The 12,299-nt window shown below is 62.9% G+C and carries 10 protein-coding genes; all 10 read right to left on the bottom strand.

Annotated features, from left to right (window positions below; translation table 11 throughout):
* Positions 1-4 precede the first annotated feature (4 nt).
* The 10 genes from rplB to rpoC all read right to left on the bottom strand — a co-directional run bounded on the left by rplB (position 5) and on the right by rpoC (position 12,208).
* Complete coding sequence (rplB, locus tag AC3WJE_RS07780; RefSeq protein ID WP_493730213.1) at positions 5-832, bottom strand: 50S ribosomal protein L2; 828 nt, start codon at positions 830-832, stop codon at positions 5-7.
* Positions 833-843: 11 nt separating this feature from the next.
* Entirely contained in the window at positions 844-1,143 is a 300-nt protein-coding gene (rplW, locus tag AC3WJE_RS07775; RefSeq protein WP_493730212.1) for a 50S ribosomal protein L23, read from the bottom strand.
* Entirely contained in the window at positions 1,140-1,745 is a 606-nt protein-coding gene (rplD, locus tag AC3WJE_RS07770) for a 50S ribosomal protein L4 (protein WP_493730211.1), read from the bottom strand. The genes rplW and rplD overlap by 4 nt, the downstream gene beginning before the upstream one ends.
* Before the next feature lie 12 nt (positions 1,746-1,757).
* Positions 1,758-2,408: a 50S ribosomal protein L3 gene (rplC, locus tag AC3WJE_RS07765; RefSeq protein WP_493730210.1), complete on the bottom strand. Its 651-nt coding sequence runs from the start codon at positions 2,406-2,408 to the stop codon at positions 1,758-1,760.
* Positions 2,409-2,419: 11 nt separating this feature from the next.
* On the bottom strand, positions 2,420-2,731 hold the full coding sequence (rpsJ, locus tag AC3WJE_RS07760) for a 30S ribosomal protein S10 (protein ID WP_011036122.1): 312 nt from the start codon (positions 2,729-2,731) through the stop codon (positions 2,420-2,422).
* Between the two features lie 561 nt (positions 2,732-3,292).
* Positions 3,293-4,483 (bottom strand): elongation factor Tu, encoded by a 1,191-nt coding sequence (gene tuf / locus AC3WJE_RS07755; RefSeq protein WP_493730209.1) that lies wholly within the window; start codon positions 4,481-4,483, stop codon positions 3,293-3,295.
* Positions 4,484-4,636: 153 nt separating this feature from the next.
* Positions 4,637-6,772 (bottom strand): elongation factor G, encoded by a 2,136-nt coding sequence (gene fusA, locus AC3WJE_RS07750; RefSeq protein WP_493730208.1) that lies wholly within the window; start codon positions 6,770-6,772, stop codon positions 4,637-4,639.
* A gap of 137 nt (positions 6,773-6,909) precedes the next feature.
* The gene (gene rpsG, locus AC3WJE_RS07745; RefSeq protein WP_493730207.1) at positions 6,910-7,377 is read right to left on the bottom strand and encodes a 30S ribosomal protein S7; all 468 of its coding nucleotides are present in this window, start codon (positions 7,375-7,377) and stop codon (positions 6,910-6,912) included.
* Positions 7,378-7,388: 11 nt separating this feature from the next.
* Positions 7,389-7,763, bottom strand: coding sequence for a 30S ribosomal protein S12 (gene rpsL, locus AC3WJE_RS07740; RefSeq protein WP_003469157.1), 375 nt, complete (start codon positions 7,761-7,763; stop codon positions 7,389-7,391).
* A 227-nt stretch (positions 7,764-7,990) separates the two neighbouring features.
* The gene (rpoC, locus tag AC3WJE_RS07735) at positions 7,991-12,208 is read right to left on the bottom strand and encodes a DNA-directed RNA polymerase subunit beta' (protein WP_493730206.1); all 4,218 of its coding nucleotides are present in this window, start codon (positions 12,206-12,208) and stop codon (positions 7,991-7,993) included.
* Between the last annotated feature and the right edge of the window lie 91 nt (positions 12,209-12,299).

Genomic DNA, 12,299 nt, shown 5'->3' with positions numbered 1-12,299 from the left:
TCGATTAGCCCCTACGATCGCGGACGATGAACTGCTGGGTGCGCTTGTTCTTGCGCGTCTTGTAACCCTTGGTCGGAACACCCCACGGGGTGACCGGATGCGGATTACCCTGACCGGCCTTCGCCTCACCACCACCGTGCGGGTGGTCGACCGGGTTCATGGCAGCACCACGAACGGTCGGGCGGACACCGCGCCAGCGCTTGGCGCCAGCCTTGCCCAGCTTTTCCAGGTTGTGCTCGTCGTTGCCGACCTCACCGATGGTGGCGCGGCACTCGGCGGGCACCTTGCGCATTTCGCCCGAGCGCAGACGCAGCGTGGCGTAAACGCCTTCGCGAGCGACCAGCTGGACGGCAGCGCCGGCGGCGCGAGCGATCTGAGCGCCCTTGCCCGGCTTCAACTCGATGCCGTGCACCGTCGTGCCGACCGGGATGTTGCGCAGCGGCAGGGTATTGCCGGTCTTGATCGGCGCGTTGGCACCGGCAATGACCTGATCACCGGCCTTCAGACCCTTCGGGGCGATGATGTAGCGGCGCTCGCCGTCGACATAGCACAGCAGGGCGATATGGGCGGTGCGGTTCGGATCGTATTCGATCCGCTCCACGCGCGCCGGGATACCTTCCTTGTTGCGCTTGAAGTCGATGAGGCGGTAGTGCTGCTTGTGACCGCCGCCGACGTGACGCGTGGTGATGCGACCGTGATGGTTGCGACCACCGGACTTGCTCTGCGACTCGACCAGGCCCGCGTACGGCGCGCCCTTGTGCAGATCGGGAGTGACCACGCGCACGGTCGAACGACGACCGGGGGAAGTGGGCTTAAATTTCATCAATGGCATGGGTTCTTACCTCAGGCCTTAGCCGTGACGTCGATGGACTGACCATCGACCAGGCGGACATACGCCTTGCGCCAATCGCCGCGACGACCAACACGGTTACGGAAAGACTTGTTCTTGCCCTTCACGTTGACCACGTTGACAGCCTTGACCTTGACGTCGAACAGCTGCTCAACCGCGGCCTTTACATCGGCCTTGGTGGCTTCGCTCGAAATTTCGAAGACGTACTGGTTGGACACTTCCTGCAGGCGCGCGGTCTTTTCGGAGACTCGCGGAGCGCGCAGCACGCTGAAGATTTTTTCGTTGCTGCTCATGCCAGCCACTCCTCGATCTTCTTGACCGCATCGGCGGTGATCACGACCGTGTCGGCACCGACCAGCGAGACCGGATCCAGACCCTGCACATCGCGCACTTCAACGTACGGCAGATTGCGGGCCGACAGGTACAGATGCTCAGAGGCTTCTTCGGTCACGATCAGCGGGCGCTTGCCCACGTCCAGACCCTTCAGCTTCTCGATCAGACCCTGGGTCTTGGTTTCACTGACATCAAATGCCTCGACAATCTTGAGGCGACCCTGACGGTTCAGCTCGGAGAAGATCGCGCAGATCGCAGCGCGATACTGCTTGCGATTGACCTTCTGCTCGAAGCTGCGCGGCTTGGCCGCGAACGTCACACCGCCGCCGACGAAGATCGGAGCCGTCAGTGCGCCATGACGCGCGCCGCCGCCCTTCTGCTTCTTCGACTTCTTGGTGGTGCCGTTGACTTCCGAACGGGTCTTCTGAGCCTTGGTACCGGCGCGTCCGGCGTTGCGATAGGCAACGACGACCTGGTGAACCAGATCTTCGCTGAATTCGCGACCGAACACGGCTTCGGAGACCGAGACCTTATTGCTACTGCCGGTGATGGCGAGTTCCATCGTCATCTCTCCTTATGCCTTGCTAGCCGGACGGACGATCACGTCGCCGCCAGCAGCGCCTGGAACGGCGCCGCGAATGGCAATCAAGCCACGCTCGACGTCGACCTTGACCACTTCCAGGTTCTGCGTGCTCTGCTGCACGGCACCCATGTGACCGGACATCTTCTTGCCCGGGAACACACGACCCGGGGTCTGACGCTGACCGATCGAACCCGGCGCGCGATGCGACAGCGAGTTACCGTGGGTGGCATCGCCCATGCGGAAGTTATGCCGCTTGATCGTGCCCTGGAAGCCCTTACCCTTGGTGACGCCCTGGACGTCAACCTTCTGACCGACTTCGAAGATGTCAGCCTTGATCTCGCCACCGATGGCGAAGTCACCCAGCTTTCCGTCTTCGACGCGGAACTCCCACAGACCGCGGCCGGCCTCGACCTTGGCCTTGGCGAAGTGGCCGGCTTCCGGCTTGTTCACCAGGGCGGCGCGACGCGCACCGACAGTCACCTGCACGGCGCTGTAGCCGTCAGCTTCGACGGTCTTGATCTGCGCGATGCGGTTCGGGGTAGCTTCAATCAGGGTTACCGGGATGGAACGACCATCCTCGGTGAAAACGCGGCTCATGCCAGCCTTGCGGCCCACGAAGCCCAACGAATATTTCTTCGTCATGGTCGTAGTCCTCAGGTCAGCTTGATCTGAACGTCAACGCCCGCCGCGAGCTCGAGCTTCATCAGCGCGTCCACGGTCTTGTCGTTGGGGTCGACGATGTCAAGCACGCGCTTGTGCGTGCGGGTCTCGTACTGGTCACGCGCATCCTTGTCGGCGTGCGGGGAGACGAGAATGGTGTAGCGTTCGATCTTGGTCGGCAACGGGATCGGGCCGCGCACTTGCGCGCCAGTCCGCTTTGCCGTCTCGACGATCTCGCTGGCCGAACGGTCGATCAAGCGATGATCGAACGCCTTCAGCCGAATCCGGATCTTTTGGTCCGCCATGACGGGGTTCCTTCGTTAAAAGAGCGACGGGCTAAGGCCTCTGGGATGCCTGCCCCGAATATTCCTGAACACTTGAATCACCCCGCTTCCTGCGGGTGATGGGCACTTCCTCCGCCCAAAAACTGAGGCAGACCAGTCACCCGGCCTGCCCAGACGGAAAAGTATAATGCGCAACCAGAGCAACGTCAACAGCCTGCGCTGCTGAGTGCTCCTTGCTACGCGACCTTCCCGGTCTGGCGAACACGAGCGGCTTCCTGCCTCTCTTTTCGCTGTGTATCGCCGACATCCTACCCAGGAATGCCGGGGCGCGAATTATACGCAAGGAAAATTCGCCTGCCAAGCCCCTCGGGCATGAAATCACAGGAACGGTGGCCGGCAGAGCCGAGCTTGCCCGGCTGGGCGTTACCGGGAGGCTTCAGCCGAGCAAACCCGGCTCTACAAACACCCCCGGAAAACACAAAGGGCGGCCCGAAGGCCGCCCTTTGCTTTCTGGATCCCCACCTGCGCGGGGATGACATTCCGGCAAAGGCGTTCGCACCTGGGTGCGAACGCGCCGTCACGTCACTTGGTGATCTTGGCCACCACGCCGGCGCCGACGGTACGGCCACCTTCGCGGATCGCGAAGCGCAGGCCTTCGTCCATCGCCACCGGGTTGATCAGCGTCACCGCCATCTTCACGTTGTCGCCCGGCATCACCATCTCCACACCTTCCGGCAGCGTCACCGCACCGGTGATGTCGGTCGTGCGGAAGTAGAACTGCGGACGGTAGCCCTTGAAGAACGGGGTGTGACGGCCGCCTTCATCCTTCGACAGCACATACACTTCGGCTTCGAAGTCGGTGTGCGGCTTGATCGAACCCGGCTTGCACAGCACCTGACCACGCTCGACGTCGTCACGCTTGGTGCCGCGCAGCAGCAGACCGGCGTTGTCGCCTGCCTGGCCCTGCTCCAGCAGCTTGCGGAACATTTCCACGCCGGTCACGGTGGTCTTCTGGGTCGGACGGATACCGACGATTTCGATTTCTTCGCCGACCTTGACCACACCGCGCTCGATACGACCGGTCACCACGGTGCCGCGGCCCGAGATCGAGAACACGTCTTCCACCGGCATCAGGAACGGCTTGTCGATGTCGCGCTCCGGGGTCGGGATCCAGGTGTCCAGCGCCTCGACCAGCTTGATGATCGCCGGCACGCCGATGTCGCTCTGGTCGCCTTCCAGCGCCAGACGGGCCGAGCCGTGGAGGATCGGGGTGTCATCGCCCGGGAACTCGTACTTGCTCAGCAGCTCGCGCACTTCCATTTCGACCAGCTCGAGCAGCTCGGCGTCGTCGACCATGTCAGCCTTGTTCAGGAACACCACGATGTACGGCACGCCGACCTGACGCGACAGCAGGATGTGCTCGCGGGTCTGCGGCATCGGGCCGTCAGCGGCCGAGCACACCAGGATCGCACCGTCCATCTGAGCGGCGCCGGTGATCATGTTCTTCACATAGTCGGCGTGGCCCGGGCAATCCACGTGCGCGTAGTGGCGGTTCGGGGATTCGTATTCGACGTGTGCGGTCGAGATCGTGATGCCGCGCGCCTTCTCTTCCGGCGCCGCGTCGATCGCGTCGTATGCCTTGAATTCGCCACCAAAACGCTCGGCGCCGATCTTCGTCAGCGCAGCCGTCAGCGTGGTCTTGCCATGGTCGACGTGGCCGATGGTGCCGACGTTGACGTGCGGCTTGGTACGTTCGAACTTACCCTTGGACATGGATGTAGAACCTCTAATTTCGGATTTGGGAAAGTGCGGCCACACATGGCCGCTGCTTGATCTTCGCGCCCACGGATGAGCGCATCACCTTTTAGAAGTGCGGCCACGGATGTGGCCGCTTTCCGTTCTTCGCGCTCAGGACGAGCGCACAAGTCAGGCCTTCTTGATGACGGTATCGGCGATGTTCTGCGGAGCCGGCTCGTAGTGATCGAACTCCATGGAGAACGTCGCACGACCCTGCGTCATCGAACGCAGCTGGGTGGCATAGCCGAACATTTCACCCAGCGGGATCATCGCGTTGATGATCGTGCCGGAGACGTTGGCATCAGAACCCTGCAGCACGCCGCGACGACGGCTCACGTCGCCCATCACGTCACCCTGGTAATCGTCCGGGGTCACGATCTCGACCTTCATGATCGGCTCCAGCAGCACCGGCTTGGCCTTGGCAAAGCCCTGCTTGAACGCCATCGACGAAGCCAGCTTGAACGCCATTTCCGACGAGTCGACGTCGTGGTACGAACCGAACACCAGCTTGACCTTCACATCCACCACCGGGAAGCCGGCCAGCGGGCCGCTGGTGATGGTCTCGCGCAGACCCTTCTCGATCGACGGGATGAATTCCTTCGGAATCACACCACCGGTGATGTCGTTGACGAACAGGAAGTCGTCCTTGATGTCGCCGGCCAGCTTCTCGTTCGCACGGTCTTCGGCGGTCAGCGGCGACAGCTCGATCACGACGTGACCGTACTGCCCCTTACCACCGGACTGCTTGGCGTGCTTGTAGTCCGACTTGACGTCGGCCAACTGGATGGTTTCGCGGTACGCAACCTGCGGCTTGCCGACATTGGCCTCGACGTTGAACTCGCGTTTCATGCGGTCAACGATGATGTCCAGGTGCAGTTCGCCCATGCCCGAGATGATCGTCTGGCCGGATTCTTCGTCGGTCTTGACGCGGAACGACGGGTCTTCCTGCGCCAGACGGCCCAGGGCCATACCCATCTTTTCCTGGTCCGACTTGGTCTTCGGCTCGACCGCCATCGAGATCACCGGCTCCGGGAACACCATGCGCTCCAGGATGATCGGGTGGTCCAGCGAGCACATGGTGTCACCGGTGGTGACGTCCTTCAGGCCCACGGCAGCGGCGATGTCACCCGCACGCACTTCCTTGATCTCGGTACGATCGTTGGAATGCATCTGCAACAGACGGCCGATGCGCTCCTTCTTGCCCTTGACCGAGTTCAGCACCTGGTCGCCGGCATTCAGCACGCCCGAGTAGACACGGAAGAACGTCAACGCACCCACGAACGGGTCGGTGATGATCTTGAACGCCAGCGACGAGAACGGAGCCTTGTCGTCCGACTCGCGGGTCAGCTGCTTGGACTCGTCATCGACGTCGGTACCGGTCACGGGCGGCACGTCGACCGGCGACGGCAGCAGGCGCACCACGCCGTCGAGCATGGCCTGCACGCCCTTGTTCTTGAACGCCGAGCCGCAGAACATCGGCACGATTTCGGTCGACAGCGTGCGCACGCGCAGCGCTTCGATGATCTCGGCCTCGCTCAGCTCTTCGCCGCCCAGGTACTTTTCCATCAGCTCTTCGCTGGCTTCAGCAGCCGACTCGACCATGAAGGCACGGGCTTCGTTGGACTTCTCGACCAGGTCGGCCGGGATGTCGCGGTATTCGAAGGTGGTGCCCTGCGAAGCGGTATCCCAGTGGATGGCCTTCATCTTCAGCAGGTCGACCACGCCTTCGAAACCGTCCTCGGCACCGATCGGCACCTGCATCGGCACGGCGATCGCGCCCAGGCGCGTCTTCAGCTGGCCCACGACCTTGTCGAAGTTGGCACCGGTACGGTCCATCTTGTTGACGAACGCGATGCGCGGCACGTGGTACCGGTTGGCCTGACGCCACACGGTCTCCGACTGCGGCTGGACGCCGCCGACGGCGCACAGCACGAACACGGCACCATCGAGCACGCGCAGCGAGCGCTCGACTTCGATGGTGAAGTCAACGTGCCCGGGGGTGTCGATGATGTTGAAGCGATGCTCCTCCATCGACTTGTCCATGCCCTTCCAGAACGCGGTGGTGGCAGCGGACTGGATCGTGATGCCACGCTCCTGCTCCTGCTCCATCCAGTCCATGGTGGCGGCGCCGTCGTGCACTTCACCGATCTTGTGGCTGACGCCGGTGTAGAACAGGATGCGCTCGGACGTAGTGGTCTTGCCGGCATCGATGTGGGCCATGATGCCGAAGTTGCGATAACGCTCGATGGGTGTGGTACGGGCCACGGGAGCCTCTCAAATTTCTCGGATTTCGGATGGCCGAACGCCGCCTTTCGGCGGCCTTCGGATTGAAGTGGCGCGCTGCGCGCCACATACCGGCACCTATATGGTGCCGGGGGGCCTTGTTGCCAAGGCCCGTTGCATCACCAGCGGTAGTGTGCGAACGCTTTGTTCGCTTCCGCCATACGGTGGGTTTCTTCACGCTTCTTGATAGCGCCGCCACGATTCTCAGAGGCGTCCAGCAGCTCGGCAGCCAACTTGCGCGGCATCGAGTTCTCGCCGCGCTTGCGGGCAGACTCGATGATCCAGCGCATTGCCAGAGCCATCTTGCGGGAGGCGCGAACCTCGACCGGCACCTGATAAGTCGCACCGCCGACGCGGCGTGACTTCACTTCGACTGCCGGGGCCACGTTGTCCAGTGCTTTCTGCACCAGGTCAGTGGCATTCGGATTCTTTTCGCCGATGACGTCCATTGCGCCATACACGATTTTCTCTGCAACCGACTTCTTGCCACTTTGCATCACCATGTTGATGAAGCGGGCAATGGTTTCGCTGCCATGCTTGGGATCAGGCAGGACGTTGCGCTGCGGAGTAGAACCTTTACGAGACATTGATTAATTCCTTAGCTCTTCGGGCGCTTGGCGCCGTACTTGGAACGACCCTGACGACGCTTGGCGACGCCAGCGGCGTCCAGCGAGCCACGGACGGTGTGGTAACGAACACCCGGCAGATCCTTGACGCGACCGCCGCGGATCAGGACCACGGAGTGCTCCTGCAGGTTATGGCCTTCGCCGCCGATGTAGCTGATGACCTCTTCCTGGTTGGTCAGGCGAACCTTTGCAACCTTGCGGAGGGCCGAGTTCGGCTTCTTCGGAGTGGTGGTGTAAACGCGCGTGCACACGCCACGACGCTGCGGACATTTGTCCAGCGCCGGGGAGGCACTCTTGTAGGTGGTCGCCTGCCGAGGCTTGCGAACCAGCTGATTGATTGTCGCCATCAGTGGATTCTTCTGATTGGTAAGGCCGTCGGGCCTTGTGTATGAAAAAAACGACAGCAGGCCGAATTCCGGCCCACTGAGACAGAGGAGTATAGCTGGCAGGCCAAATTCCCGTCAATACAACGGGTTCCCAGCCTGCTGGCCCATCCGGGGCCGGAAAACGGAGGGCATCCTGCCCTCCCTTTCTCTGGTATGCGGCGGCCTGTTCAGCCGCCGCCAGGTGCGGCTTATTCCTCGTCGGCCGCTTCGACCACCGCAGCAGGGGCCTCGACAACCGGAGCGGAGGAGCCGGACAGCGTCTCCATTTCCGAATCGGTCAGACCCGAAGCACGGCGACGACGCAGGCTGTGGTAGGCCAGACCGGTACCGGCCGGGATCAGGCGACCGACGATCACGTTCTCCTTCAGGCCGCGCAGGTTGTCGCTGGTGCCACGGACCGCCGCCTCGGTGAGGACGCGGGTGGTCTCCTGGAACGATGCAGCCGAGATGAACGACTCGGTCGCCAGCGAGGCCTTGGTGATACCCAGCAGCACCGGGTCGAAGCGGGCCGGCAGCTCGTTGCGCGAGTTCAGACGGACGTTCTCTTCGATGACACGCTGACGCTCGACCTGCTCGCCATTGAGGAACTTGCTGCTGCCCTGGTCGGTGATCTCGACCTTGCGCAGCATCTGGCGGGTGATCACTTCGATGTGCTTGTCGTTGATCTTCACGCCCTGCAGGCGGTAGACGTCCTGGATTTCCTTGACCAGGTAGGCGGCCAGCGGCTCCACACCCAGCAGGCGCAGGATGTCCTGCGGGCTCGGCTCGCCGTCCACCACGGTCTCGCCCTTGGTCACGTGTTCGCCTTCGAACACGATGATCTGGCGATACTTCGGAATCAGCTCCTCATGCTCGTTGCCATCCGTGTCCTTGATGATCAGGCGCTGCTTGCCCTTGGTGTCCTTGCCGAAGCTGATGATGCCCGAGCGCTCGGCCAGGATCGCCGGATCCTTCGGCTTGCGCGCTTCGAACAGATCGGCAACGCGCGGCAGACCACCGGTGATGTCGCGGGTCTTGGACGCTTCCTGCGGGATCTTGGCCACCACGTCGCCCACGCCGACGGCGGCGCCGTCCTGCAGGTTGACGATCGAGCGCGGCGGCAGCAGGTACTGCGCCGGCAGGTCGGTGCCCGGGATGGTCAGGTCGTTGCCGGCCTTGTCGATGATGCGCACGATCGGACGCAGGTCCTTGCCCATCGAACCACGACGCTTCGGATCGGTGATCTCGCGCGAGGCCAGGCCGGTCAGTTCGTCGGTCTTCTCGATGACGGTGACGCCGTCGATGAAGTCGATGAAGCGCACGAAACCCGCCACTTCCGACACGATCGGGTGGTTATGCGGATCCCAGTTGGCCACGGTCTGGCCCGCCTTGATCTCCGCGCCATCCTTGACCGAGATGTTGGCGCCGTAAGCCAGCTTGTAGCGCTCGCGCTCGCGGCCGTGGGCATCGAGCACCGAGATTTCGCCCGAACGCGACACCGCCACCAGCGTGCCGTTGGCATGCTCGACCGACTTGAGGTTGGTGAACTTCACCGAACCGGTGGTCTTGACGGTGATGTTGTCCACCGCCGCCGCACGCGAAGCCGCACCACCGATGTGGAACGTACGCATCGTCAGCTGGGTACCCGGCTCACCGATCGACTGGGCGGCGATGACGCCGACCGCTTCGCCGATGTTGACCTGATGACCACGGGCCAGATCGCGGCCGTAGCAGCGTGCGCACACGCCAAACGGCGATTCGCAGGTGATGGTCGAACGCACCTTCACCGACTGCACGCTGGCTTCTTCAAGCTTGGCCACCCACTGCTCGTCGAGCAGCGTGTTGCGGGTGACGATCGGCTCTTCGTCGTTGCCCGGCAGGAACACGTCCTCGGCCACGACACGACCCAGCACGCGGTCCTTCAACGGCTCCACGACGTCGCCGCCTTCCACGATCGGGGTCATGGTCAGGCCTTCGACGGTGCCGCAGTCGACTTCGGTGATCACCACGTCCTGCGCGACGTCGACCAGACGACGGGTCAGGTAACCCGAGTTCGCGGTCTTCAGCGCGGTATCGGCCAGACCCTTACGGGCACCGTGGGTGGAGTTGAAGTACTCCTGCACGTTCAGGCCTTCGCGGAAGTTCGCCTTGATGGGCGTCTCGATGATCGAGCCATCCGGGCGAGCCATCAGGCCGCGCATACCGGCCAGCTGACGGATCTGCGCCTGGCTACCACGCGCACCGGAGTCGGCCATGATGTACAGCGAGTTCATCGACTTCTGGTCGATGGTCTCGCCCTTGGCATTGACGACCTTCTCGGTACCGATGGTGTCCATCATCGCCTTGGCGATGCGCTCGTTGGTACGCGACCAGATGTCCACGACCTTGTTGTAGCGCTCGCCGGCGGTGACCAGACCCGACTGGTACTGCTCCTGGATTTCCAGCACTTCGGCCTCGGCCTCGGTGAGGATGTCCTTCTTCTCGGCCGGGATCAGCATGTCGTCGATGCCGATCGACACGCCAGCGCGGGTCGCGTAGGCGTAGCCGGTGTACATCAGCTTGTCGGCGAACACGACCGTGTCCTTCAGCCCCAGCATGCGGTAGCTGGAGTTGATCAGGCGCGAGATGTTCTTCTTGGTCATCTCGGTGTTGGCCAGCACGAACGGCAGGCCTTCCGGCAGGATCTCGCTCAGCAGCGCACGGCCGACCGTGGTGTCCACGATCGTGGCCTTGCTCTGCTTGTCGCCGTTCTCGTCGGCCAGCACTTCGGTGATGCGGACCTTGACCTTGGCGTGCAGTTCCACCACGCGGTTGTCGTAGGCGCGCTTCACTTCGTTGGTGTTGGCGAACACCATGCCCTCGCCCTTCTTGTTCTCCAGGGCGCGGCTCATGTAGTACAGGCCCAACACCACGTCCTGCGACGGCACGATGATCGGCTCGCCGTTGGCCGGCGACAGGATGTTGTTGGTCGACATCATCAGCGCACGCGCTTCCAACTGGGCTTCCAGCGAGAGCGGCACGTGCACGGCCATCTGGTCACCGTCGAAGTCGGCGTTGAACGCGGTGCAGACCAGCGGATGCAGCTGGATGGCCTTGCCTTCGATCAACACCGGCTCGAACGCCTGGATGCCCAGACGGTGCAGGGTCGGCGCACGGTTCAGCAGCACCGGATGCTCGCGGATGACTTCTTCCAGGATGTCCCAGACGTCGCCTTCTTCGCGCTCGACCAGCTTCTTGGCAGCCTTGATGGTGGTGGCCAGACCGCGACGTTGCAGCTTGGCGAACACGAACGGCTTGAACAGCTCCAGCGCCATCTTCTTCGGCAGGCCGCACTGGTGCAGCTTCAGGTACGGACCGACGGTGATGACGGAACGACCGGAGTAGTCCACGCGCTTGCCGAGCAGGTTCTGGCGGAACCGGCCCTGCTTGCCCTTGATCATGTCGGCCAGCGACTTGAGCGGACGCTTGTTGGTACCGGTGATCGCACGGCCACGACGGCCGTTGTCCAGCAGCGCATCGACCGATTCCTGCAACATGCGCTTTTCGTTGCGCACGATGATGTCCGGCGCGTTCAGCTCGAGCAGGCGGCGCAGGCGGTTGTTGCGGTTGATGACGCGGCGGTACAGGTCGTTCAGGTCGGAGGTCGCGAAACGACCGCCGTCCAGCGGCACCAGCGGACGCAGGTCCGGCGGCAGCACCGGCAGCACGGTCATCACCATCCATTCCGGACGGTTGCCCGACTCCAGGAACGCCTCGACCAGCTTGATCCGCTTGGTCAGACGCTTGAGCTTGGTCTCCGAACCGGTGGCGGCGATCTCCTCGCGCAGGCGGGTCATTTCCGACTGCAGGTCGATCGTGCGCAGCAGCTCGTAGACCGCCTCGGCGCCCATGGCGGCGTCGAAGTCGTCACCGTGCTCCTGACGCGCGGTCAGGTACTGCTCTTCGGTCAGCAGCTGGCGGCGCTCCAGGGCGGTCAGGCCCGGCTCGGTCACCACGTAGGCTTCGAAGTACAGCACGCGCTCGATGTCGCGCAGGGTCATGTCCAGCATCAGGCCGATGCGCGACGGCAGCGACTTGAGGAACCAGATGTGCGCGACCGGCGAGGCCAGGTCGATGTGGCCCATGCGCTCGCGACGCACCTTGGCCAGGGTCACTTCGGTGCCGCACTTCTCGCAGACCACGCCGCGATGCTTCATGCGCTTGTACTTGCCGCACAGGCACTCGTAGTCCTTGATCGGGCCGAAGATGGCGGCGCAGAACAGGCCGTCACGCTCAGGCTTGAAGGTACGGTAGTTGATGGTTTCCGGCTTCTTCACTTCGCCGAAGGACCACGAACGGATCAGGTCCGGCGAGGCCAACGCGATCTTGATCGCGTCGAAATCCAGCGTCTGGCGCTGTTGATTGAAGAGATTGAGCAGGTCTTTCATTTTGATCTCCGGGATTCGGAATGCGAGATTGGGGATTCGTCAGAGCGGGAGTTCGGGCCTTCGGGAATCGCTTGCGCGAATCCCGAATCCC

It is taken from the genome of Pseudomonas sp. GW821-FHT07E12 (genome assembly GCF_058986605.1).
This window is presented reverse-complemented; position numbering and strand designations above follow the sequence as displayed.